This window comes from Nocardia sp. NPDC050712 (assembly GCF_040654295.1).
Classification (GTDB): Bacteria; Actinomycetota; Actinomycetes; order Mycobacteriales; family Mycobacteriaceae; genus Nocardia.
The window spans coordinates 972,889-995,807 of sequence record NZ_JBFAHT010000001.1; the positions used below are offsets into that span (position 1 = coordinate 972,889).

21 protein-coding genes and 2 tRNA genes are annotated in these 22,919 nt (G+C 67.6%); 14 read left to right on the forward strand and 9 right to left on the reverse strand.

Translation table 11 applies throughout. From position 1 onward, the window contains the following. Positions 1–30 precede the first annotated feature (30 nt). The 4 genes from iolB to AB0H76_RS04660 all read left to right on the forward strand — a co-directional run bounded on the left by iolB (position 31) and on the right by AB0H76_RS04660 (position 3,513). Entirely contained in the window at positions 31–909 is an 879-nt protein-coding gene (iolB, locus tag AB0H76_RS04645) for a 5-deoxy-glucuronate isomerase (RefSeq protein ID WP_357317352.1), read from the forward strand. A 12-nt stretch (positions 910–921) separates the two neighbouring features. After that, positions 922–2,835: a 3D-(3,5/4)-trihydroxycyclohexane-1,2-dione acylhydrolase (decyclizing) gene (gene iolD / locus AB0H76_RS04650; protein ID WP_357317355.1), complete on the forward strand. Its 1,914-nt coding sequence runs from the start codon at positions 922–924 to the stop codon at positions 2,833–2,835. Positions 2,836–3,006: 171 nt separating this feature from the next. Continuing rightward, the gene (locus tag AB0H76_RS04655) at positions 3,007–3,210 is read left to right on the forward strand and encodes a cold-shock protein (RefSeq protein ID WP_194814734.1); all 204 of its coding nucleotides are present in this window, start codon (positions 3,007–3,009) and stop codon (positions 3,208–3,210) included. A gap of 96 nt (positions 3,211–3,306) precedes the next feature. Then, positions 3,307–3,513, forward strand: coding sequence for a cold-shock protein (locus AB0H76_RS04660; RefSeq protein WP_357317359.1), 207 nt, complete (start codon positions 3,307–3,309; stop codon positions 3,511–3,513). On the opposite strand, the gene AB0H76_RS04665 is transcribed toward AB0H76_RS04660, so the two are convergent. Further along, complete coding sequence (locus AB0H76_RS04665) at positions 3,503–4,309, reverse strand: nucleotidyltransferase domain-containing protein (RefSeq protein WP_357317361.1); 807 nt, start codon at positions 4,307–4,309, stop codon at positions 3,503–3,505. The genes AB0H76_RS04660 and AB0H76_RS04665 overlap by 11 nt on opposite strands. Before the next feature lie 946 nt (positions 4,310–5,255). Here AB0H76_RS04665 and serA point away from each other — a divergent pair. Further along, entirely contained in the window at positions 5,256–6,854 is a 1,599-nt protein-coding gene (serA, locus tag AB0H76_RS04670) for a phosphoglycerate dehydrogenase (protein ID WP_357317364.1), read from the forward strand. Positions 6,855–6,913: 59 nt separating this feature from the next. Here serA and AB0H76_RS04675 read toward each other — a convergent pair whose 3' ends face one another. Beyond that, on the reverse strand, positions 6,914–7,105 hold the full coding sequence (locus tag AB0H76_RS04675; RefSeq protein WP_357317367.1) for a hypothetical protein: 192 nt from the start codon (positions 7,103–7,105) through the stop codon (positions 6,914–6,916). Positions 7,106–7,205: 100 nt separating this feature from the next. On the opposite strand from AB0H76_RS04675, the gene AB0H76_RS04680 reads away from it, so the two are divergent. Then, entirely contained in the window at positions 7,206–8,213 is a 1,008-nt protein-coding gene (locus AB0H76_RS04680; RefSeq protein WP_357317370.1) for a 3-isopropylmalate dehydrogenase, read from the forward strand. Between the two features lie 1,017 nt (positions 8,214–9,230). Next, positions 9,231–9,494, forward strand: coding sequence for a hypothetical protein (locus AB0H76_RS04685; protein WP_357317372.1), 264 nt, complete (start codon positions 9,231–9,233; stop codon positions 9,492–9,494). A gap of 56 nt (positions 9,495–9,550) precedes the next feature. Here the strand turns inward: AB0H76_RS04685 and AB0H76_RS04690 are convergent, their stop codons facing one another. Continuing rightward, positions 9,551–10,618: an ADP-ribosylglycohydrolase family protein gene (locus AB0H76_RS04690; protein ID WP_357317375.1), complete on the reverse strand. Its 1,068-nt coding sequence runs from the start codon at positions 10,616–10,618 to the stop codon at positions 9,551–9,553. 78 nt (positions 10,619–10,696) lie between these two features. Next, complete coding sequence (locus AB0H76_RS04695; RefSeq protein WP_357317378.1) at positions 10,697–11,884, reverse strand: MFS transporter; 1,188 nt, start codon at positions 11,882–11,884, stop codon at positions 10,697–10,699. 251 nt (positions 11,885–12,135) lie between these two features. On the opposite strand from AB0H76_RS04695, the gene AB0H76_RS04700 reads away from it, so the two are divergent. The 4 genes from AB0H76_RS04700 to AB0H76_RS04715 all read left to right on the forward strand — a co-directional run bounded on the left by AB0H76_RS04700 (position 12,136) and on the right by AB0H76_RS04715 (position 14,836). Then, a complete protein-coding gene (locus AB0H76_RS04700) occupies positions 12,136–12,909 on the forward strand; it encodes a fumarylacetoacetate hydrolase family protein (RefSeq protein ID WP_357317381.1) in 774 nt (257 codons plus the stop codon). 16 nt (positions 12,910–12,925) lie between these two features. After that, entirely contained in the window at positions 12,926–14,398 is a 1,473-nt protein-coding gene (gene gltX / locus AB0H76_RS04705; RefSeq protein WP_357317384.1) for a glutamate--tRNA ligase, read from the forward strand. Positions 14,399–14,523: 125 nt separating this feature from the next. Next, positions 14,524–14,595, forward strand: a tRNA-Gln gene (locus AB0H76_RS04710). 168 nt (positions 14,596–14,763) lie between these two features. Then, positions 14,764–14,836, forward strand: a tRNA-Glu gene (locus AB0H76_RS04715). 213 nt (positions 14,837–15,049) lie between these two features. Here the strand turns inward: AB0H76_RS04715 and AB0H76_RS04720 are convergent. The 3 genes from AB0H76_RS04720 to AB0H76_RS04730 all read right to left on the reverse strand — a co-directional run bounded on the left by AB0H76_RS04720 (position 15,050) and on the right by AB0H76_RS04730 (position 16,552). Next, positions 15,050–15,232 carry a DUF5302 domain-containing protein gene (locus AB0H76_RS04720; RefSeq protein WP_357317387.1) on the reverse strand — a complete coding sequence of 61 codons (183 nt, stop codon included), beginning with the start codon at positions 15,230–15,232 and terminating at the stop codon, positions 15,050–15,052. A gap of 84 nt (positions 15,233–15,316) precedes the next feature. After that, positions 15,317–15,817 (reverse strand): PPOX class F420-dependent oxidoreductase, encoded by a 501-nt coding sequence (locus AB0H76_RS04725; RefSeq protein ID WP_357317390.1) that lies wholly within the window; start codon positions 15,815–15,817, stop codon positions 15,317–15,319. A gap of 33 nt (positions 15,818–15,850) precedes the next feature. Next, entirely contained in the window at positions 15,851–16,552 is a 702-nt protein-coding gene (locus tag AB0H76_RS04730) for an IclR family transcriptional regulator (protein ID WP_357317393.1), read from the reverse strand. A gap of 155 nt (positions 16,553–16,707) precedes the next feature. Between AB0H76_RS04730 and leuC the strand changes: the two genes are divergently transcribed. The 3 genes from leuC (at position 16,708) to AB0H76_RS04745 (ending at position 19,575) form a co-directional block, all read left to right on the forward strand. Beyond that, on the forward strand, positions 16,708–18,132 hold the full coding sequence (gene leuC, locus AB0H76_RS04735; RefSeq protein ID WP_357317396.1) for a 3-isopropylmalate dehydratase large subunit: 1,425 nt from the start codon (positions 16,708–16,710) through the stop codon (positions 18,130–18,132). Between the two features lie 35 nt (positions 18,133–18,167). Then, positions 18,168–18,776, forward strand: coding sequence for a 3-isopropylmalate dehydratase small subunit (gene leuD / locus AB0H76_RS04740; RefSeq protein WP_357317399.1), 609 nt, complete (start codon positions 18,168–18,170; stop codon positions 18,774–18,776). Between the two features lie 157 nt (positions 18,777–18,933). Further along, a complete protein-coding gene (locus tag AB0H76_RS04745) occupies positions 18,934–19,575 on the forward strand; it encodes an HU family DNA-binding protein (protein ID WP_357317402.1) in 642 nt (213 codons plus the stop codon). A 171-nt stretch (positions 19,576–19,746) separates the two neighbouring features. On the opposite strand, the gene AB0H76_RS04750 is transcribed toward AB0H76_RS04745, so the two are convergent. Both AB0H76_RS04750 and AB0H76_RS04755 read right to left on the reverse strand, forming a co-directional pair. Then, complete coding sequence (locus AB0H76_RS04750) at positions 19,747–20,721, reverse strand: NUDIX hydrolase (RefSeq protein ID WP_357317404.1); 975 nt, start codon at positions 20,719–20,721, stop codon at positions 19,747–19,749. Next, the gene (locus tag AB0H76_RS04755) at positions 20,718–22,895 is read right to left on the reverse strand and encodes an RNA degradosome polyphosphate kinase (protein WP_357317407.1); all 2,178 of its coding nucleotides are present in this window, start codon (positions 22,893–22,895) and stop codon (positions 20,718–20,720) included. Before AB0H76_RS04755 ends, AB0H76_RS04750 begins: the two co-directional genes overlap by 4 nt. Positions 22,896–22,919: the final 24 nt, after the last annotated feature.

Sequence of the window (22,919 nt, forward strand, 5' to 3'; positions counted from 1 at the left end):
TCGAGGGAAGCGTATGCGGGCAGGCGCCCGGTGACTCTGCATCGGCCCGCGGGAACACTCGAGGATGGTTCGGACCCGGTCTTGCTCACTCCGGAGCATGCAGGGTGGCGCTACACCGGCTTGCGCGTGCTGACGGTGCCCGCCGGGACAACGCGTGTCCTGCACACCGGCGAATTCGAGGCGTTCGTGCTGCCGCTGGCCGGTTCCGGCACCGTGCGGGTGGACGGGCTGACCTTCGAATTACGCGGGCGTGACACGGTATTCACCCGTGTCACCGATTTCGCCTACGTCCCGCGCGACGCCGAGGTCGAACTGTTCAGCGTGGCGGGCCTGGAGGTGGCGCTGCCGATGGCGCGCTGCTCGCGCCGCCTGAGCCCGAAGTACGGTCCCGCCGAGGATGTTCCGGTGGAGTTGCGCGGCGCGGGCCAGGCGACCCGTCAGGTCACCAACTTCGGCGTCCCCGGGGTCTGGGACCACGCCGACAAACTCGTGGCCTGCGAGCTGATCACGCCCGACGGCAACTGGTCCTCCTATCCGCCGCACAAGCACGACGAGGCCACCGAACGCGAAGTCGTCAACGAGGAGATCTACTACTTCCGGATCGCCGATCGCGACGGAATCACGCCGTCGCGCACCGGGTTCGGGCTGCATCGCACCTACGACGGCACACTGGACGAGAACGTCGCCGTACGCGACGGTGACGTCTTCCTCGTCCCGCGCGGCTACCACGGCCCGTGTGTCGCCGCCCCCGGCTACGCCATGTACTACCTGAACGTGCTCGCCGGTCCGGCCGAGCACAGATCCATGGCGTGCTGCGACGACCCCGCCCACGGCTGGGTCCGCGAATCCTGGAGTACTCAACCCCGCGACCCGCGCTGCCCCGTCACCACGCACGAGGGCCGCCTGTAGAGGACGGTTCCGATGAAGTCGACCACCGCACAAGCCCTGGTCTCCTGGCTGATCGCGCAACGCTCGGAGACGCTCGACGGGCAGGAGGTCCCGCTCTTCCCGGCGGTGTTCGCGATCTTCGGGCACGGCAACGTGCTCGGCCTCGGCACCGCCCTGCAGGAGCGCCGCGCGGACATCCCCACCTGGCGCGGCCAGACCGAACAGGGCATGGCCCTGGCGGCCGTCGGTTACGCGAAGGCCACCCAGCGCCGGCAGGTGGGCGTGGCCACCTCATCTATCGGTCCCGGAGCGTTGAACATGGTCACCGCCGCGGGCGTCGCGCACGCGAATCGTCTTCCGCTGCTGCTGCTTCCGGGTGACACCTTCACCGGGCGAGCACCGGACCCGGTGTTGCAGCAGGTCGAGCATTTCCACGATGCCACCGCGACCGTCAACGACGCGTTCCGTCCGGTCAGCCGCTACTTCGATCGGATCACCCGCCCGGAGCAGCTCATCGCGACCCTGCCCCAGGTGGCCCGCGTGCTCACCGATCCCGCCGACGCGGGCCCGGTCACGCTGGCGCTTCCGCAGGACGTCCAGGCCGAGATCTACGACTTCCCCGACGCGCTGTTCGAGCCGGTCCTGCATCGAATCCCGCGCCCGCGCCCCGACATTCGCGTGGTCGCCGAGGCCGCGGCGCTGGTCCGCGCCGCCGCGCGCCCGCTGCTGGTGCTCGGCGGTGGAGTCCGCTATTCGGGCGCGACTTCTCAGATTCTGGAATTCGCCGAACGGCACGGCATCCCCGTCGCCGAGACCACCGCGGGCCGGACCCTGGTACCGCACGAGCACCCGCTGCACGCGGGACCGCTCGGCATCACCGGATCGGAATCGGCGAATACCCTTGCCGCCGAGTCGGATCTGGTCCTGGCCATCGGCACCCGGTTGCAGGATTTCACCACCGCGTCCTGGACCGTGTTCGCGGCGGACGTCCGCCTGATCACGATCAACACCGCGCGCTTCGACGCCGTCAAGCGTGGCGCCCTGGCCGTCGTCGGCGACGCGCGAGCCACCATCGACGACCTCGCCGCGCACGTGCAGAAGGACTGGCAAGTCGAGGACCGCTGGACCCAGCGCGCCGCCGCCCTGCGCGGCGACTGGGACGCCCGGATCGACAAGCTCCGCGCTCCCGGCACCGGCGAACCCAGTTACGCCCAGGTCGTCGGCGTCGTCAACGACCTCAGTGAACCGGCCGACTACGTGATGACCGCCTCCGGCGGGCTGCCCGGCGAGCTCATCGGCGGCTGGCGCGCACACAGCGGCGGCCCGGCCATGGACGTCGAGTACGGCTTCTCCTGCATGGGTTACGAGCTGTCCGGCGCGTGGGGCGCCGCGATGGCGCACACGGCGGGCCTGGTGACCACCCTGCTCGGCGACGGCTCCTACCTGATGGCGAATTCCGAGCTGTTCTCCGCCGCGTTCGCGGGCCATCCATTCGTCGCCGTCGTCTGCGACAACGACGGCTACGCGGTCATCGCGCGGCTGCAGGAGGGGCAGGGCGGAGTTTTGTTCAATAATTTCTACGCCGATTGCCGGACCACCCTCGCCGACCCGCCGCGAGTCGATTTCGCGGCACACGCCCAAGCCCTCGGTTGCACCGTCTTTACCGCCGCTGACCTGGCGGAATTTCGGGTCGCGTATGCCGGGGCGCGGGCCGCCGCCGTCGAGCTGTCCCGGCCCGCCGTCGTGGTGGTCCGCACCCGCCCCGCAACCTGGACCGAGTCCGGCGCTTGGTGGGAAGTCGGTGTCCCGCAACACCTTTCCGGTCATGCCGACTACGAACCGGGCAAGCGGGCGCAGCTCCGCTACCTCGATCCGGCCGGGATCCGGCCGTCTCCTGCGCGCCACCGGCCTCCCGGCGCAGAACTTCCGGATGGAAATGGGTCCTGAACGGGGGAAACGCGGTTCGCGCGGGCCGCGCCACACCCTTCGGCCGGCGTTGGCTACCTCACAGTTCGCCCGGAGATATGTGGCCGAATTCGTCGGATCATGGCATCGTTGATCACGAGACCAGGGCATTCCGTTTGCCAGAATCTGGCTCGTCAACATAGAAGGTATGAAATGGCTCAGGGTGTAGTTAAGTGGTTCAACAGCGAGAAGGGCTTCGGCTTCATCGCGCAAGACGGCGGAGGCCCCGACGTCTTCGTGCATTACTCGGCCGTTAGCGGCGCGGGTTTCCGGTCCCTCGACGAGGGGCAGCGCGTGGAGTTCGAGATCGGTCAGGGCCAGAAGGGCCCGCAGGCACAGGACGTCCGCGTCCTCTGATCTCGCTGATCTAAGCTTCGGCAGCCCCCGCACCGGTTTCGGTGCGGGGGCTGTCTCACTTTCCGAGGCGATGACCGGCCCCTCTACGATGGGCTGGTGGCGTACGGCACAGTCAAGTGGTTCGACACCAAGAAGGGTTTCGGGTTCATCGCCGCGGACGGCGGCGGCCCCGACGTCTTCGTCGATTACCTGGAACTGGACGGATCCGGTTTCCGCAATCTCGCCGAGGGGCAGCGCGTGGAGTTCGAGATCCGTCAGGTCAAGGCGGGCCCGGAGGCGGTGGGCGTGCGCGTCATCGACTGAGCGTCTCCGCGCGGAAGAACTCCGTCGTCAACGCCCGGACCCGGGCCGGATCCTGGTACGCGCTCTTCGGGAAAGCCACTTCGGCACAGTCGAATTCGGCCTCGATGAACGCCGCGATGGGCCCCGGCACCGCGCCGCTGCCCATCTCCCTGGTCCGGGACTTGAGCTCGGTGAGCTCGGCGACCGCCGAGAGCAGCGTGCCGGGCAGCTCGCACTCGGCGAGCAGCGTCGGCAGGTGCATCGGCGCCACCGCGGCCTGCGGATGTTCGCGCAGCCAGCGCAGCGCCATCGCCGGACGCAGCGAGTAGAACACCTTCTTCAGCGATCGGTTGCTCTCGAACAGCGACCACTGCTTGGTGCCCAGGTGCAGGTAGTGCCGGGCCACCCGGTTGCGGTCGGCGACCTCGCCGGCCAGGTCCCGCAGGTCCGTGCGGAAGCCGGCGTCGCCGCGGTAGACGATCGGCGACGTCAGCCACTCGATGAGCACGGCGTTGCCCGCGACCAGCAGGCGCAGCGCCTTGGCGAGGTCCCAGCCGTTCACGTCGAGCAGGCCGGCCAGTGGCGTTTCGATGACGTCGCGGGTGGGCCACGGCGTCAGGTAGGTGTCCAGTTCGCCGACGTAGACGAAGCGGCAGTCGTAGTCGGAATCGGGGGAGGGGAAGCCCCAGGCCCGGCTGCCGCTCTCGACCGCCAGGCGGACGGTGACGCGGTGCTCGCGCTGTACCCGATCCAGCTCGGCGTCGATCTGCCCGACGACAGTCGGGTCCATCGAGGCGGGGATCGAGCGCAGTGTCATGGCGGGGATGCTAGCGGCGGCGGTGTTCGATCGGCCACATCTTTTCCCGGCTCTCGGCTTCGGACGCGGGGTTCGGCAGGCATCGTCGAGATGCCTGATATGTCCGTTCCGCGCCACGGGGTAGTTGTCCGAATGTGGCCATTCGCCCGAATTCCTCCGTGGCCCGGACCGGGTCGTCCGGGGCAATGTGTTCGAGTTCGAACCAATGACGTGTCCAGCTGATTTCGTGAGTATCACGAGCGGATCTCTTCGAATGGACGATGAGGCTCGCCGCGTGCGCGGAGCGGTCGTCGGCACGCCGACGACTTCGGCGCACAATTCGTCTACCTGCAATTCTTAAGTATTTGCCAGAATCCTCACATGGAACCGCAAGGGCGCTCGGAGTTGGTCGACCGTCCAGCCTGTGCGTACCGGATTTGCCCAGGTAAAGCCCCCTTTTTTAGGGGCATGAGCCCGAAAATAGGGTGCCTGCGGCCACTTCTGGCGCATTAATGTGTCCTGCATCACTATCTCTGCGAATTCCGTAACCGCATTCGTCCGGGGCCCGATGTGCCATGTGCAAGCCAGTTCACTGGAAACATTTCGACCGAAGAGGTATTCAAATGATCCCCGTTATCATCGACACCGGTTCCGCTGCCCTGTCCGGCCTGTTCAACACCTTCGGTGCGGCCTTCCACGGCATCATCGACACCCTGTGGACCGGCTCGTTCGGCGGCTGATCTGAATTACCGATCGAATAATTCGATCGACCCTGCGCTGCCCGATCGGCGCGAAATGTGGGAAGGCCTCTCGCCCTGTGCGTGGGGCCTTCCGCCGTGTCCGGGCCCGCCCGCGCGGCGTCCACACTGACGGCGGGTGCCTACCGGGGGGTAAGGGGACCCAAAATCGATCCCACTAAGCTGGGCGGCGGTAAATGCCGACCACCATTCCCCAGGAGTACTCCATCGTGAGCCAACAAGGCCGTCCCGTTGTCCTGATCGCCGACAAGCTCGCCCAGTCGACCGTCGACGCGCTCGGCGATGGAGTCGAGGTTCGCTGGGTCGACGGCCCCGACCGCCCGGCACTACTCGCCGCGGTACCGGAGGCCGACGCGCTACTCGTGCGCTCCGCGACCACCGTCGACGCCGAGGTGCTCGACGCCGGTAAGAACCTGAAGATCGTCGCCCGCGCCGGCGTCGGCCTCGACAATGTCGACGTGCCCGCGGCCACCGAGCGCGGCGTCATGGTCGTCAACGCCCCGACCTCCAACATCCACACCGCCGCCGAGCACGCCGTCACGCTGCTGCTCTCGGCCGCCCGCCAGATCCCCGCCGCCGACGCCACCCTGCGCGAACACACCTGGCAGCGCAGCAAGTTCAACGGCGTCGAGATCTTCGGCAAGACCGTCGGCGTCATCGGCCTCGGCCGCATCGGCCAGCTCTTCGCCCAGCGCCTGGCCGCCTTCGAAACCAAGATCGTCGCCTACGACCCCTACACCTCCCCGGCGCGCGCCGCGCAGCTCGGCATCGAACTGGTGACCCTGGACGAGGTGCTCGAGCGCGCCGACTTCATCTCCATCCACCTGCCGAAGACGCCCGAGACCAAGGGCATGCTCAACGCCGAGACGATCGCCAAGACCAAGAAGGGCGTCATCATCGTCAACGCCGCCCGCGGTGGGCTGATCGACGAGCAGGCGCTCGCCGACGCCATCACCTCGGGCCACGTCCGCGCCGCCGGCCTGGACGTCTTCGAGACCGAACCCTGCACCGACAGCCCGCTGTTCGACCTGCCGCAGGTCGTGGTGACCCCGCACCTGGGCGCGTCCACCGCCGAGGCGCAGGACCGCGCCGGCACCGATGTCGCGAAGTCCGTGCAGCTCGCCCTCGCCGGTGAGTTCGTGCCCGGCGCCGTCAACGTGACCGGCGGCTCGGTCACCGACGAGGTCGCCCCGTGGCTGGAGATCGTGCGCAAGCAGGGCGCGCTGCTCGGCGCCATCGCCGACGAGCTGCCGGTCAGCCTCGAGGTCCAGGTGCGCGGCGAGCTCGCCGCCAACGATGTTGCGGTGCTGGAACTCTCGGCACTGCGCGGCGTCTTCTCCGCGCTCATCGAGGACGCGGTCACCTTCGTCAACGCGCCGTCGCTGGCCAAGGATCGCGGCCTCGAGGCCACCGTCACCACGCACACCGAGAGCCCGACCCACCGCAGCCTGGTCGACCTGCGCGCCGTGTTCGGCGACGGCCGCACCCTGAACGTGGCCGGCGCGCTGACCGAGCCGCACCAGGTGCAGAAGATCGTCAACATCAACGGCCGCAACTACGACATGCGCGCCGAGGGCCTGAACGTGGCCGTCCTGAACTACGAGGACAAGCCGGGTGCGCTGGGAAAGATCGGCACCAAGCTCGGCGAAGCCGGCATCGACATCCTGGCCGCGCAGCTCAGCCAGGATGTGGATCAGGAAGGCGCGACCGTGGTCCTGCGCGTCAACACCGAGGTGCCCGCCGAGGTGCAGGGTGTGATCGCCGAGACCGTCGGCGCGTCCAAGGTCGTGCTGGTCGACCTGGCCTGACCGAGAGTTCTTGCCGCCGAGTCCCTTCCACGGTTCGTGGGAGGGACTCGGCGTATCCGTCAGGGCGCGCGGCGCTCCCGGGCCTCGACCGCGTTCTTCGCCTCCAGCAGGCTCGCGGCGGGGTCGAGCTCGCGATAGACCTTGATCGCTTGAATTTTCTTGCCGCGGCTCAGCAGCGCGTCGACCTCGGCGTAGTCGAAGGCCAGGCTCGGATCCGGGATCCCGACCCTATCGAGTCCGTCCGATCTCACTGTGTGAGAGAGGTTTGCCCTGGTGGCAGGGCTATCCGAGCTGCCAGCTATGGTGGCTCGTGTTCACGGGCGCACAACATCCGAACGGAGCATTGGTTTCATGAAGCTTGCTGTCATCCCTGGTGACGGAATCGGTCCCGAGGTCATCGCCGAGGCCCTCAAGGTGCTCGACGTGGTGCTGCCCGGTGTCGAGAAGACCGAATACGACCTGGGTGCCAAGCGCTACCACGCGACCGGCGAGATCCTGCCCGAGAACGTGCTGCCCGAACTGAAGCAGCACGACGCCATCCTGCTCGGCGCCATCGGCGATCCGTCGGTGCCCAGCGGCGTGCTGGAGCGCGGCCTGCTGCTGCGCACCCGTTTCGCGCTGGACCACCACGTGAACCTGCGCCCGTCCAAGCTCTTCGCCGGCGTCACCAGCCCGCTCGCCGGTAGCCCGGACATCGATTTCGTCGTCGTCCGCGAAGGCACCGAGGGGCCCTACACCGGCACCGGCGGCGCCATCCGCGTCGAGACCCCGCACGAGGTCGCCACCGAGGTCAGCACCAACACCCGCTTCGGCATCGAGCGCGTGGTCCGCTATGCGTTCGCGCTGGCGCAGACCCGCCGCAAGCACCTCACGCTGGTGCACAAGAACAACGTGCTCACCTTCGCCGGTTCCCTCTGGCAGCGCACCGTCGACGAGGTCGCCACCGAATTCCCCGATGTCGCAACGGCTTACCAGCACATCGACGCCGCCACCATCCACATGGTGACCGACCCGGGCCGCTTCGACGTCATCGTCACCGACAACCTCTTCGGCGACATCATCACCGACCTCGCCGCCGCCGTCTCCGGCGGCATCGGCCTGGCCGCCTCCGGCAACATCGACGCCTCCGGCACCAACCCCTCGATGTTCGAGCCGGTGCACGGCAGCGCCCCCGACATTGCGGGCCAGTCCAAAGCCGACCCCACCGCCGCCATCCTCTCGGTCTCCCTGCTGCTCAACCACCTGGGCCACACCGAGGCCGCGGCCCGCATCGAATCCGCCGTCGCCAAGGACCTCGCGTCCCGCGGCGGCCCCGCCTCCACCGTGGAGATCGGCGACCGCATCGCCGCCGCGGTCTGAGCTTCAACGCGACTGGTCAGGGCCCCGGCAAATAGCCGGGGCCCTGACTTGTCTTCGGCTGACCGAGAAGCTGTGGCGTCGGCTCATTTCGACGGATATTGCACGATCTGCGTGCGGTTCGCCCTGAGGAGGGATCGCCGGGGGATCGGCCTGTGGGTGTTGTCCACCGGGTGCGTCGGGACGCTACTTCGACTACCGCTACTTCGGTGCGGAGTCGGCGGGCGGAGGTTTGATACCCGTTGGCGGGGTGGGTGTTTCGCGTTGGGGGTGGGGATGGGTGCGCCAAGAGGTGTCGGGCTTGGCGGGGCTCGGTCCCGGATGTGGTGGGGGAGTGAGGTGTTGGTCGCCGGGGTAGCCGGGGCTGTTCGGAGGTGGGGGCCACGGGGCTCCGGGTGGGGGAGGTGGCGGCGGCCAAGGGGCGCCCGGTGGCGGGGGCGGTGTGGACCCCCAATGTGGTTGCTGCGCATGGGGATCGCCGGGTGAATGGGGTGGGATTGCGGGCCACGGCGCGTCTTGTGGATCGTGCACTGGTGGTGGTGGCGGCGGTGCTGGGGAGTCGAGCGGGCTGCTGGTTGGTGGCGGGTCGGGGGGTTCGCCTATGGGGGTGTTCGGTTCGGTGGACATTCTTATCTCCTTGTCGGGAAAAGGGATTCAGGATGGGTGGCATGCCGGGGGTCGGCGGGTGTCCGGTGAGGTCGGCGGCTAACGCGGGGGTTCTGGGCTCGGCGGCGTTGGCGGGAAGGGTGGGACTTGCCCGCCTCGCGAGGTCGGGGGAAATGGCGGCGGTTGTGGACCTGGAGGTGTGGGTGGGTTGGGTGGGGTTTGCGTACCCGGCGGCGTTGGCGGGAAAGGCGGGGTCTGCGCGCCCGGCGGAGTTGGCGGGAAGGGTGGACCCGGCGGGGGCGGTGGGAACGGTGGGGTATGGGTGCCACGGGGAGTCGGGGGGAACGGTGGCATCGGGGGGTGGGGGTAGGGGGTGAGTGGGGGCATGGGGCCGCTGAAGCGTTGGAAGGCGGCTTGGCGGGAGGTGCCGAGGAGGTCGCCGAGTTCGGCCCAGGTGTGGCCTTCTTCGCGGGCCTGGCGGGCCAGGGTGTGCAGGATGTCGTCGACCAGGCGGCTCAGGTTGCGGGTGGCGGTGAGGGCGGCCAGGACCGGGACCTTCGGTTCGCCCGCGGCGGGGTGCAGGACTTCGACGACGAGTTCGGCGTTGGTGGACAACAGCGTTCCGAGGGTCGCTCGTTCGTCCTGGGGGTCAGGGTGCTGTTCTTCGGTCATACGTAAAGGCTGCCTTGACATCCAAGCGCTGTCAAGGCTGGCTTTACATCGATGGGGAGCGGTTAGGCCGTCTCGTCCAAGGGATAGCGCTCGGCGAGGCGGGTGCGATCGCGGTAGCCGAAGTTGACGACGAGATCGTCGGCTACCTGGAGGATGACGTCGCGGCCCTCGATATCGGCGACCCAGTCCATGGGCAGGGCGTGCAGGCCGTGGACGGCGCCGAGCAGGTTGCCCGCGACGGCGCCGGTGGAGTCCGAGTCGCCGGAGTGGTTCACCGAAAGGAGCAGGGCGGCACGCACATCGTCGGTCGCCAGCGCGCAGTACACGGCGATCGCCAGGCATTCCTCGGCGATCCAGCCCGCGCCCACCTGTTGGACCGTTTCCGGGATAGGTGCGGCGGAGTCGGCGAGCCGAATCGCGGTCTCCAGTGCGGCAATGGTTTCCGCGCTGCTCGGCATCTCGCCCAATTGAGCGATGGTCCGGTGCAACGCGGTTCGCAGGTCGAGCCCGCCGAGGACGCGGTCGAGCAGGGCGGCGAAGGCGCCGGCGGCGAGGTAGCCGGTGGGGTGGCCGTGGGTCAGTTGCGCGGCGCGGGCCGCGGAGTTGAACGCGATGTCGGGGCCGAAACCGGCCAGTCCGAACGGTGCCGAACGCATCACCGTGCCACAGCCTTTGGAGTCGCTGTTGACCTTGCCGGGTTTGCCCAGCGGCACCGGCGTCGCGTAATCCTTGCGCTGCGTGCGCAGTCCGCTCATGCAGGCATTGCCCGGCGCGCGCACGGCGTAGAGGAAGTACTGGGAAGCCAGCCAGCCGTCGGGCGTCGGGCCGGGGCCGGATTTCTGCTGTGTGTCCAGCCAGCGCAGGTAGGCACGGCGCAGCGCCGGTACCGGATCGCGGCCGGGCGGGCACCGCAGCAGCCCTTCGGTGGTGAACAACGTCATCTGGGTGTCGTCGGTGATCCCGTGCGGCACAGACCGTCCCGGCAGGAACCCCGTGACGCCCGCGCCGCCGTACTCCTCGCGTATCACCTCCAGCGCCAGGAATTCGATCGGCCACCCGAGCGCATCCCCCACGGCCCCGCCCAGCAGCGCGCCTCGAACCTTGTCGACGATCTGTGCGTACTCCTCCACCCGACCGATCCTGTCAGCCGACGCGCCTCCCGGCCAACCGCTTTCGCGACCGACCGGGTGGCGCGTCCGAAGCAGGGCTCAGCGCTGCGCCCGATCCCGGGGCACCAGCGGCACCGCGACAACCGCCAGGGCGGCGGCCGCCAGGTAGGCGGCGGGGAAGCCGGTGGCGGTGATCAGAGCGCCGAAAACCGGTGGGACGGCGGCGACCATCAGGTTCTGGCCGGTGTTCTGGACGCCCAGGCCGCGGCCGCTCCAGTAGGGTCCGGCGATCTCGGCGACCGCCGTGAAGGCCAGCCCGTTGTCGGACACGGTGATGACGGAGGCGGCGACCAGCAGCGGCACCGCCGCCCACCACCATTGCGTCCACGCGGCCAATCCCAGTGCGGCCATCGAGATCACGGCCGCGATCGCGACGGTGCGCAGCGGACCCATCCGGCTGCCGACACGGTCCGACCACGCGCCCGCGCCGATGCGCCCGAGCGCGCCCAGGATCTGGGTGAACGTCACCAGCAGACCGGCGGCGGCCAGCGACCAGCCCAGGTCGGTGTGCAGCCACAGCAGCGCGAAAGTCCAGACGGTGGCCTGCGGAACGACCAGCAGCACCGACACCGCGTGGATCCGCCACAGCGTGGAATCTCCGCGATAGGGGTTGGCGCGCAACGCCGGATCGGCTTCGGAGAGCTTCGGCCGGGGCGGGTCGACGATGCCGGCCAGGCAGCCCAGGGCGGCGACCCCGGCCATCGCGGCGGGCACCAGAATGGCCGCCGCGACGCCGTATTCGGCCGCGACCGCGGGAATCGTCAGCGCGCCGACGCCCACGCCCAGCGGCTGCGCGGTCTGCCGGATGCCCATGGCCAGCCCGCGCCGCTCCGGCGGGAACCAGCCGACGATCACCCGCCCGCTCGCGCCGTTGGTACTCGCCGCGCCGACGCCGCCGGCGAACAGTAGTGCGCCCAGGGCGATGTCGTTGTGCGTCATGGCCGCCGCGACGCCGGCGGCGCACATCAGCAGGGGGCCGCCGATCAGGACCTTGCGCTCGCCGATCCGGTCGACCACGTAGCCCCAGGCGATCAGGGTGCAGACCAGGCCGACGGTCGGCATCGCCACCAGCAGCCCCGCCGTCGGCAGCGACATCCCACCCGCGGTCAGCGCCGGCAGCAGGAAGGGCACGCCGTGGATGAAGACCGAGCTCGAGGCCTGGGCGAAGACGCCGAGGCCGAGCATGGACCACCGTCGAGCCTCGCGGATCTCGGTCATGGTAGCCATCGGCCTCACCTCGTCATCTCATAATATGGGAACTGAGTCCCACTGTGTGAACTTGCAAACGACACGCTACACCTGACCCCCCGAATTCGTTCCCCACCCCGGCTGTCGTACTTGTCACACCCCGCGACAGCCACCGCCCGGCGCGGGAACAGGTTCGGCCGTAACCGGTTTCAGATGGCCCGGCCGCGCCGCAAGCGCCCTGCTCTCGGCCCCATTCGGGCAGGTCGACGCTGGTCGATAGACTGCCGGACATGCGCCTAGGTCGAGTTGCAAGTCCCGATGGGGTCGCGTTCGTCAGCATCGACGGGCAAGGAAGCGACACCATCGCCAAGGAAATCGCGGAACACCCGTTCGGGAACCCCACCTTCACCGGACGGAGCTGGCCGCTGGCCGATGTCCGCCTGCTGGCGCCGATCCTGGCCAGCAAGGTGATCTGCATCGGCAAGAATTACGCCGCGCACGCCGCGGAAATGGGCGGCCCCGCGCCGGCGGAGCCGGTCATCTTCATGAAGCCGAGCACCGCCATCATCGGCCCGAACGCCCCGATCGTTCTCCCGCCCAGCTCTTCTCAGGTGGACTACGAGGGCGAACTGGCCGTGGTCATCGGCCGCCCGTGCAAGGACGTGCCCGCCGCCCGCGCCCAGGATGTGATCCTGGGCTACACCGTCGCCAACGACGTGACCGCCCGCGATCAGCAGCGTCAGGACGGCCAGTGGACCCGCGGCAAGGGCTACGACACCTTCTGCCCGCTCGGCCCGTGGATCGAAACCGCGCTGGACGCAACGGATGTGGAGATCGTCACCGAGCTCGACGGTGAAGTGAAACAGCGCAGCCGCACTTCGCTTCTGCTGCACGACATTCCGAAGCTCATCGAATGGGTATCCACAGTGATGACCCTGCTGCCGGGCGATGTCATCCTGACCGGCACCCCCGAGGGCGTCGGCCCGATGAAGGACGGCCAGCAGGTGTCCATCACCGTCGAGGGGCTCGGCACCCTCACCAATCCCGTTGCCGCCAAGCGCTGATCGCGAAAGAGAGCCCATGACCGACGTCCGCGTCCGTTTCTGCCCGTCACCCACCGGAACCCCGCACGTCGGCCTGATCCGGACCGCCCTGTTCAACTGGGCCTACGCGCGCCACACCGGCGGCACCTTCGTCTTCCGCATCGAAGACACCGACGCCGCACGCGATTCCGAGGAGTCCTACCAGTCGCTGCTGGACGCGCTGCGCTGGCTCGGCCTGACCTGGGACGAGGGCCCGGAGGTCGGCGGCCCGTACGAGCCGTACCGGCAGTCGCAGCGGCGTGATCTGCATCTCGACGTGGTGCGCAAACTGGTCGAGGCCGGCGAGGCCTACGAATCCTTCTCCACCCCTGAGGAAGTCGAGGCGCGGCACAAGGCGGCCGGTCGCGACCCCAAACTCGGGTACGACAACTACGACCGCGATCTCACCGCCGAGCAGATCCAGGCGTACCGCGACGGTGGCCGCCCCGCGGTGATCCGGCTGCGCATGCCCGACACCGACCTGACATGGCACGACCTGGTGCGCGGCGAGACCGGCGCCAAGGCCGGCACCGTGCCCGACTTCGCGCTCACCCGCGGCACCGGTGAGCCGCTTTATACGCTGGTCAATCCGGTGGACGACGCGTTGATGAAGATCACTCACGTGTTGCGCGGCGAGGATTTGCTGTCCTCCACGCCCCGGCAACTCGCGCTTTACGCCGCACTGCAACGTATCGGGGTGGCCGAGTTCACTCCCGAGTTCGGTCATCTGCCGTTCGTGATGGGCGCCGGGAACAAGAAGCTCTCGAAGCGCGATCCGGAGTCGAATCTGTTCGCCCATCGCGATCGCGGATTCATCCCCGAAGGTTTGCTGAATTACCTCGCACTACTCGGCTGGGGTATCTCCGACGATCACGACGTGTTCTCTATGACGGAGATGGTCGAGGCATTCGATATTACGAAGGTCAATTCCAATCCGGCCCGATTCGATCAGAAGAAGGCGGACGCGCTCAACGCCGAGCACATCCGATTGCTGGAACCCGGCGATTTCGCGCGCCGACTCCGTGAGTTCCTTACCGGTCAGGGCCATATCGGTGCCGAGGTCGACGAGAAGACGTTCGCGGAGGCGGCGGAGTTGGTGCAAACCCGCATCGTCGTTCTCGGTGATGCCTGGGATCTGCTGCGATTCCTTTTCGTTTCACCGGCGGAATTCGCTATCGATCCGGCGGCGGGTGCGAAGAATCTCGGCGCCGAGGCCGATCCCGTTCTGGATGCCGCCATCGCGGCGCTGGAGCCGTTGACCGAGTGGACCACTCCGGCTATCGAGGAGGCGCTGAAAACGGCGCTCATCGAGGATTTGGGCCTCAAGCCGCGCAAGGCGTTCGCGCCGGTGCGGGTCGGGGTGACGGGTTCGCACATCAGCCCGCCGCTCTACGAGTCGCTGGAACTGCTGGGCCGAGAGGTCACGCTGGAGCGCCTGCGGGCCGCCCGAAACTGGGCCACAACGGTGTAATTCGGCAAAAAACAGGGCTTTGACCAGGCGATTTGTAGTTTACCGGGAGGGGTTTGGTAGTCTTCTCCTCGTTCGGAACACGGCCTCACAGTCACCCAGACGGTGGGGTCAAGCGTTCTGGTCATTGGGGTATGGTGTAATTGGCAACACAGCTGATTCTGGTTCAGCCATTCTAGGTTCGAGTCCTGGTACCCCAGCTGGAGAATGTTGTTCTTCTCTCGGTTCGCGACCGAAAGTTGTTCAGCATCTGGCGATTTGGTCGCCGAGCTCCGGTCAGCTAAGCTAACCGAGCTTCCAACGATCACCAGATTGAACCTCTGGAGATCACACGGTTGGTCATCACGGAAACGTGAGAGATCAGTCCTGGCCCCGTCGTCTAGCGGCCTAGGACGCCGCCCTCTCAAGGCGGTAGCGCGGGTTCGAATCCCGTCGGGGCTACACAAGATAGAAGGCTCGTGCTCGCAAAGAGCGCGGGCCTTTTCTTGTTTCGCAAGGTTTTCTGGGGGCCGAGCCCCCAGGCCCCAGCCGGCGGGGCTTCGCCCCCCGGACCCCCCATCTCTTGTGATGTGACACATGGTGGTCGTCGGCTCTTGGTGACGTGGCATGAAAAAGGCCCTCTCACGCTTGTGAGAGGGCCTTTTTCGGGTCTTTCTATCCGCTCTTGCGGCGGAATTCGCGCTTGTGGCTGGCGTTGCTGTGGGCTCCGGAGGCCTTCGAGCGGCCATCCAGATGGTCGTTCGACTGGGCGTTCTGGGACTTCTTGCGCTCCAGCGCCTCGCGGAACTTGCGCTTCACCTCGTCGGCGCTACTACCCGAACTATCCGATTCCGCCATCGCCTGCTCCTCCTCGTCGACCTCTACGAACTACAGAACGCTATACCGGCCGCTGTGGCGATGTCATTCCGCTTTGCGGCGGAGTCAGTCCAGGGGTTCGGCGGTGCTGCCACCGCGGGGGATGGCGGGCAGGCCGAGTTTGCGGTGGTCCCAGGAGCGGGTGCGGCCGGGGACGATGCGGACGGCGACGCGCTTGTGCAGCATCTGCTCGACGAAGGGGCGCATTTCCTCGCTGTAGGGGCCGGAGTAGCGCTCCCAGACGCTGATGCCCACGGCGAACAGTTTGTCGGCGTCGTCGACGATCTCGGCGGTGCCTTCGAACGAGACGCCGCGCAGCTGGTCGTAGGTGTCGCCGGCTTCGATCATCACGGTGACGTGCGGATTCCGGCGCAGGTTGACGGCCTTCTGCGACTTGGCCTTCGTCTCGAACCAGATCTCGCCGTCGATCAGGGCGTACCACATCGCGGTCAGATGTGGTGTGCCGTGCGCGCTGATGGTGGCCAGCGTCGCGACCCGGCTGCGCTGCAGGAACTCGGCGATCTCGGTCTCGGACATGGTGATCTGCGCCCGTTGGTTCACTCCCATGGCCCAACTGTAGAGCCCCACCCCTAGAACGCGTTACAGACGTTTGTGCAAAGCCTCGGCGGCGGCGACCAGATCGGCGGCCCAGCGGGCGCCGGGGCGCCGGCCCATGCGGTCGATGGGTCCGGATACCGAGACGGCCGCGACGATGGTGCCGCCGCTGTCGCGCACCGGCGCGGAGACGCTGGCCACACCGGCGGCGCGCTCGGCCGCGCTCTGCGCCCAGCCGCGCTTGCGGACCTCGGCCAGGGCACGCTCGCCGAACACGGCGTCGGCCAGGATGGTGCGCTGCAACTCCGGATCGGCCCAGGCGAGCAACACCTTGGCGGCCGAGCCGGCGGTGAGCGGCAGCCGGGCGCCGACGGGCACGGTGTCGCGCAGGCCGACCGGCGGTTCCATCGAGGCGATGCAGACCCGGGAGTGGCCGTCGCGCACATAGATCTGCACGCTCTCGCCGGTGATCTCGCGCAGCCGCGGCAGGATGGCCGACGCGGCCTCCTGGAGCGGATCGGAGGCGCCCGCGGCGAGCTCGGCCAGCGCCGGGCCCGGCCGCCAGAGCCCGTTGCTGTCACGGGCCAGCAAACGGTGCACCTCCAGCCCGACCGCCAGCCGGTGCGCGGTGGCGCGGGGCAGGCCGGTGCGGGTGCACAGCTCGTTGAGACCGCAGGGGTGCTCGGCGACGGCGTAGAGCACCGCCACTGCTTTGTCGAGAACGCCGATGCCGCTATGCTGTCTCATAGAACGATATTAGCGTCTCGGATGTTGAGATGGTCAACCCTGGGGTGATCACAGGACTCCGGTGTCGCGGTTATCCACAACTCTCGGCGGCCGCCGCCCCGCGCATTCAGCCCTGATCGCGGACGGACGGTCGCTCGTCGGAAAGGTGATCGAACATGGCCGACCGCCCACGCACACTGGCCGAAAAAGTGTGGGAGCAGCACGTCGTTTTCCGTGGCGAAGGCGAAGGCGAAGCCCGGGAACCGGATCTGATCTACATCGATCTGCACCTGGTGCACGAGGTGACCAGCCCGCAGGCCTTCGACGGCCTGCGCGCCGCCGGCCGCCCGGTGCGCCGCCCGGATCTCACCATCGCCACCGAGGACCACAACGTCCCCACCACCGATATCGACAAGCCGATCGCGGACCCGATTTCGCGCACCCAGGTCGAGACGCTGCGGCGCAATTGCGCGGAATTCGGCGTGCGCCTGCACCCGATGGGCGATCTCGATCAGGGCATCGTGCACGTGGTGGGCCCGCAGCTGGGCCTGACCCAGCCCGGCACGACGGTGGTCTGCGGCGACAGCCACACCTCCACCCACGGCGCGTTCGGCGCGCTGGCCATGGGTATCGGCACCTCCGAGGTCGAGCATGTGCTTGCCACCCAGACGCTCTCGCTGCGCCCGTTCAAGACCATGGCGATCACCGTGGACGGCGACCTGCCGCCCGGCGTGACGAGCAAGGACCTGATCCTGGCCGTCATCGCCAAGATCGGCACCGGTGGCGGCCAGGGTTACGTGCTGGAGTACCGCGGCGAGGCGATTCGGGCCATGTCGATGGAGGCCCGAATGACGATCTGCAACATGTCGATCGAGGCGGGCGCGCGCGCCGGCATGATCGCGCCGGACGAAATCACCTATGAATTCCTGAAGGGTCGCCCGCACGCACCCGAGGGCGATGACTGGGATGCCGCTGTGACCGCCTGGGAGGCGCTGAAGACCGACGAGGGCGCCGTTTTCGATCATGAGGTGCACATCGACGGCAGCGCGCTGACGCCGTTCGTCACCTGGGGCACGAACCCCGGTCAGGGCGCGCCGCTGGGCACCACCGTGCCGAATCCGGCCGAGATCGCCGACGAGACGGCACGCGAGTCGGCGGAGAAAGCACTCCGGTACATGGATTTGACGCCGGGTATGCCGCTGCGCGAGGTCTCGGTGGACACCGTATTCGTCGGTTCCTGCACCAACGGGCGCATCGAGGATTTGCGCGCGGTGGCCGGGATTTTGGAGGGCCGCAAGGTCGCCGACGGGGTCCGAATGCTGGTCGTACCGGGGTCCATGCGGGTGCGCGCACAGGCGGAAAAAGAAGGACTCGGCGAGATTTTCACCGCCGCGGGCGCCGAATGGCGCCAGGCGGGCTGCTCGATGTGCTTGGGAATGAACCCCGATCAGCTCGAACCGGGCCAGCGCTGCGCTTCCACGTCCAACCGCAACTTCGAGGGCAGGCAGGGCAAAGGCGGCCGTACGCACCTGGTTTCCCCGCTCGTAGCGGCCGCGACGGCGGTCCGCGGAACGCTGTCCTCGCCTGCGGATCTGGTCTGACCGGGCGCGAAACCCTACTCGAACAGGAGAATCTCATGGAAGCCTTCACCGTCCACCAGGGCGTCGGAGTGCCGCTGCGCCGCTCCAACGTCGACACCGACCAGATCATCCCGGCCGTCTACCTGAAGCGGGTGACTCGCACCGGATTCGAGGACGGGCTGTTCGCGGCCTGGCGCTCGGATCCGGACTTCATTCTCAACACCGAGCCTTACAAACACGGCAGTGTGCTGGTCGCCGGTCCGGATTTCGGCACCGGTTCCTCCCGTGAGCACGCTGTGTGGGCGCTGTCCGACTACGGCTTTCGGGTGGTCATCTCGTCGCGCTTCGCCGACATCTTCCGGGGCAATGCCGGTAAGGGCGGCCTGTTGGCCGCGCAGATGTCACAGAATGATGTCGAAATGCTCTGGAAGTTGATCGAGGAACAGCCCGGCCTCGAATTGGTAGTTGACCTCCGATCCCGCACCGTAACCGCCGGAACGGTCGTGTTGCCGTTCGATATTGATGACTACACGCGGTGGCGTCTGCTGGAAGGATTGGACGACATCGGGCTGACGCTACGGCGTAGCGAGGTCATCACCGAGTTCGAAAACTCAAGGCCGGCTTGGAAGCCCGTCACGCTCCCGGCACGTATTTCGCAGGCGTAATCACACCGGACAGATAGCTGGGTACCACGGGAGAGGGTAGCTAGACGTGTGCTAAACCACGATGAATTTTGGCGTGGCACATAGACTCTTGCCCAATGTGGGTTTACCGTGGTACCTAGTCGGTCCGACGACGGGCCATTAGTCTGCGGAGGATTCAATGAACAAGGCGGAACTGATCGACGTTCTGACCGAAAAGTTGGGTACGGACAGGCGCACGGCTACCGCGGCAGTCGAGCATGTTGTCGACACCATCGTTCGCGCGGTTCACAAAGGCCAGAGCGTCACCATCACCGGTTTCGGTGTGTTCGAACAGCGCAAGCGTGCGGCTCGTGTGGCCCGGAACCCGCGCACCGGTGAAACCGTGAAGGTTAAGCCGACTTCGGTGCCCGCGTTCCGTCCCGGTGCCCAGTTCAAGGCCGTCATCGCGGGTAAGCAGAAGCTCGCGGCGAGCGGCCCGGCGGTCAAGCGCGGCGTGAATGCGCCTGTGGCGGCGAAGAAGGCGGCCAAGAAGACGGCGGCCAAGAAGACCACCGCCAAGAAGACCACCGGCCCGGCCAAGAAGACGGCCGCCAAGAAGGCACCGGCCAAGACGGCTGCCCGCAAGGCGACCGCCACCAAGACGGCGGCGAAGAAGGCTCCGGCCAAGAAGACCACCACCAAGGCCGTCGTCAAGAAGGCCGCTCCGGCCAAGAAGACGGTTGCGGCCAAGAAGACGGTCGCCGCCAAGAAGACCGCCGCCAAGAAGGCGCCCGCGAAGAAGACCACCGCCAAGAAGGTCACTGCGCGTCGCGCTCGCTAGTCCTTACGGACTGGCGGCAACGCAATACCGTTCAAAACATATGCGGCGCGGTTCCGACTGCGCCGCTGGGTAATTCGCTGTCAACGCAGTCGAATCACCCGCTGCACCGACTGAAAGCGGCCCTGGGGTTCTCCCTCGGGGCCGCTTTCGTTTTGTAAGTATGAACTCGAATCAGCTTGCGGCGTCGGACTTCACGATGCCGGTCGACAGTGTGCGGTCCATATGATCGGCGGCCACCAGCTTCCCGTCGACGAACGAGAGCACCCAGGCGCTGCCCTTGCGATTGCGCGCCGAGGGCAGTGCGATGCCGTCACGCTCGGCCCACCAGGCCAGTAGATCGGGAATCACCTTGCCCTGACTGCACACAACGCGCACCGCGGAATCTGAAACAAGACCGACCATTCGGGCTCGGGCCGCGTCCGGGTCTGCGGCATAACCTGTTTCGGACAGCAGGGGTTCCAGAGTTATTGGCACGCCCAGCTTCTCGGCCAGCGGCTGCACGGTCTGCACGCAGCGCGCCGGATCGGCGGCGAAGACCTCGGATGCGCCGAACGCCAACAGGTTCGGGACCAGGCCGTGGGCCTGCGCCTGACCGGCCCGCTCCAGCGGGCGTTCGGCGTCGGGCCCGTCGAAACGGCCACGCTGCCCGGCCTTCGCGTGCCGCACCAGCACCAGCGTGCTGGTGCGCGCGGGCAGCCGGATGAACGCGCGCAGCACCTGCCGGTCCATCGGATAGGACAGCTGATCCTGCACCTTGTCCAGGGTGTACCAACTGAGCTGGTCCACTTCGGAATTGGCGGTGAAGGCGCCGCCCGCCACCTCGGCGGCCCAGTAGTCCACTCGCTTGAGCTTGCGATGGCCCGGCACCGGGTAGGTGACGTGCCCGAGATAGCGGCCGAGCCGGCAGTCCAGCCCGGTCTCCTCGCCGACCTCGCGCACCGCCGCGATCACCGGGGTCTCACCGGGATCGAGCTTGCCCTTGGGCAGTGACCAGTCCATGTACTTCGGACGGTGTACCACGGCGATCTCCACCGCGCCGGAATCCGCTCGCCGCCACAGCACCGCGCCCGCGGCGTGAATGTTGGCGTGTACCCGGGGATCCCAGAACGGCTTGCTGTTCTCTTCGTATCCGGTCGAATCCTTCACCGCTGATCAGGTCTCCGCAATCGCATCAGGAATTCTTGGTGGTCACGCACCCGCACGTCCTCGGAGTCGTCGCCGACTCCGGTCGGCCAGGCGTGCCAGCTGCCATCGGATTGGAGTACCCAGCAGCGGGTCTCCGGATTCAACGCCGAGTCGAATACGCCCGCGAGCTGTTCGGTCAGGCGCGGATCCTTCACCTGCGCCATGACTTCCACCCGCCGGTCCAGGTTGCGGTGCATCATGTCGGCGCTGCCGATCCAGTACTCGTCCTGGGCCTGGAAGTGCATGACCCGCGAATGCTCCAGGAAGCGGCCGAGAATCGAGCGCACCTCGATGTTGTCGCTCATCCCCGGCACGCCGGGGCGCAGGCCGCAGATGCCGCGCACCACGATCTGCACCGGCACGCCCGCCTGGGAGGCCCGGTACAGCGCGTCGATAATCTGCTCGTCGACGATCGCGTTGGCCTTCAGCCGGATTCGGGCCGGCTTGCCCTGCCGCGCCGATTCGGTCTCACGTTCGATTCGCTCGATGATCCCCTGGCGCACACCCTGTGGTGCGACCAGCAGATTTCGATAGTTCGCCTTGCGCGAGTAACCGGTCAGCGAATTGAACAGGTCGGTCAGGTCGGCGCCGATTTCCGGTGCGGCGGTGAGCAATCCGACGTCCTCGTAGAGCCGCGCGGTCTTCGGGTTGTAGTTGCCGGTGCCGATATGGCAGTAGCGGCGGATGGTCGCGCCCTCGCGCCGCACCACCAGGCAGGTCTTGCAGTGCGTCTTCAGGCCGATCAAGCCGTAGACCACGTGCACGCCCGCCTGTTCCAGCGCCCGGGCCCATTTGATGTTGGCCTGCTCGTCGAAGCGGGCCTTGATCTCGACCAGCGCCACCACCTGCTTGCCGGCCTCGGCCGCGTCGATCAGCGCGTTGACGATGGGGGAGTCGCCGGAGGTGCGGTACAGCGTCTGCTTGATGGCCAGCACCTGCGGGTCGGCGGCGGCCTGCTCGATGAAGCGCTGCACGCTGGTGGAGAAGGAATCGTAGGGATGGTGCACCAGGACGTCGCCCTCGCGCAGCGCCGCGAACACATTGCGCGGGGTCTCGCGTTCGCCGAAGGCGGGCGGGGTGGCCGGAACGTAGGGGAAATCCTTGAGATTGGGCCGATCGACGCCGTAGACCTGCCACAGGCAGGACAGGTCGAGCAGGCCGGGCACCTGGATGACGTCACCGGGATCGACGTCGAGCTCGCGCAACAGCAGATCGAGCATGTGCTCGGTCATGTCATCGGAAACCTCCAGGCGGACAGGTGATCCGAAGCGTCTGCGAGCCAGTTCGCGTTCCAGCGCCTGCAACAGGTCCTCGTCGCGGTCCTCGTCGACCTCGAAATCGGCGTTGCGGGTGATCCGGAACGAATGGTGTTCCACCACTTCCATTCCGGGAAACAGCAGATCCAGGTGCGCGGCGATGAGCGCTTCCATCGGCAGGAAAGCCGCGATGGGGGAACCGGATTCGGTGCGCCGGACGCGCACGAAGCGGTCCACGTTGTCGGGGACCTTGACGCGGGCGAAGTGCTCGCCGCCGGTCGCCGAATCCTTCACCGTGACGGCCAGATTGAGGCTCAGGCCGCTGATGTAGGGGAACGGGTGGGCCGGATCCACCGCGAGCGGGGTCAGCACCGGGAAGACCTGGTCCTGGAAATGTCCCGATAGTCGCCGGCGCTCGTCCTCGTCCAGATCCGACCAGTCGATGATCGCGATGCCCTCGTCGGTCAGCGCGGGCAGCACCGAGTTCATGAAGACCCGGGCGTGCCGGTCCGCGATCTCCTGGGCGCGGGTCGCGATCAGCTCGAGCTGCTCGCTGGGCGAGCGGCCGTCGGCCGAGCGGACGGTCAGGCCGGTCTCGGCGCGGCGCTTGAGGCCCGCGACGCGCACCATGTAGAACTCGTCGAGGTTGGAGGCGAAGATCGCCAGGAACTTCGCCCGCTCCAGCAGGGGCAGCGAGGCGTCCTCGGCCAGGGCGAGCACCCGGGCGTTGAAGTCCAACCAGCTCAGTTCGCGGTTGAGGTAGCGATCACGGGGCAACCGCTGCGCCTCAGGGTCGGCCGACAGCGGCGTGGCGGCCGGCGGGGGCGTCGGCAGCAACTGCTGCTTGACGATTTCCGTATCACTCACGCCCACGATCATCCCTCACTTCGGGCGCTGCGCGCA

What these genes read in the sequence shown, in the direction of transcription:
- AB0H76_RS04680 (WP_357317370.1), top strand. Translation starts at nt 7,206, where the DNA reads ATGAAGCTTGCTGTCATCCCTGGTGACGGAATCGGTCCCGAGGTCATC.
- AB0H76_RS04695 (WP_357317378.1), bottom strand. Translation starts at nt 11,884, where the DNA reads ATGGCTACCATGACCGAGATCCGCGAGGCTCGACGGTGGTCCATGCTC.
- AB0H76_RS04745 (WP_357317402.1), top strand. Translation starts at nt 18,934, where the DNA reads ATGAACAAGGCGGAACTGATCGACGTTCTGACCGAAAAGTTGGGTACG.
- leuC (WP_357317396.1), top strand. Translation starts at nt 16,708, where the DNA reads ATGGCCGACCGCCCACGCACACTGGCCGAAAAAGTGTGGGAGCAGCAC.
- AB0H76_RS04755 (WP_357317407.1), bottom strand. Translation starts at nt 22,895, where the DNA reads ATGATCGTGGGCGTGAGTGATACGGAAATCGTCAAGCAGCAGTTGCTG.
- AB0H76_RS04700 (WP_357317381.1), top strand. Translation starts at nt 12,136, where the DNA reads ATGCGCCTAGGTCGAGTTGCAAGTCCCGATGGGGTCGCGTTCGTCAGC.
- AB0H76_RS04725 (WP_357317390.1), bottom strand. Translation starts at nt 15,817, where the DNA reads ATGGGAGTGAACCAACGGGCGCAGATCACCATGTCCGAGACCGAGATC.
- AB0H76_RS04730 (WP_357317393.1), bottom strand. Translation starts at nt 16,552, where the DNA reads ATGAGACAGCATAGCGGCATCGGCGTTCTCGACAAAGCAGTGGCGGTG.
- iolD (WP_357317355.1), top strand. Translation starts at nt 922, where the DNA reads ATGAAGTCGACCACCGCACAAGCCCTGGTCTCCTGGCTGATCGCGCAA.
- AB0H76_RS04655 (WP_194814734.1), top strand. Translation starts at nt 3,007, where the DNA reads ATGGCTCAGGGTGTAGTTAAGTGGTTCAACAGCGAGAAGGGCTTCGGC.
- gltX (WP_357317384.1), top strand. Translation starts at nt 12,926, where the DNA reads ATGACCGACGTCCGCGTCCGTTTCTGCCCGTCACCCACCGGAACCCCG.
- AB0H76_RS04665 (WP_357317361.1), bottom strand. Translation starts at nt 4,309, where the DNA reads ATGACACTGCGCTCGATCCCCGCCTCGATGGACCCGACTGTCGTCGGG.
- leuD (WP_357317399.1), top strand. Translation starts at nt 18,168, where the DNA reads ATGGAAGCCTTCACCGTCCACCAGGGCGTCGGAGTGCCGCTGCGCCGC.
- AB0H76_RS04720 (WP_357317387.1), bottom strand. Translation starts at nt 15,232, where the DNA reads ATGGCGGAATCGGATAGTTCGGGTAGTAGCGCCGACGAGGTGAAGCGC.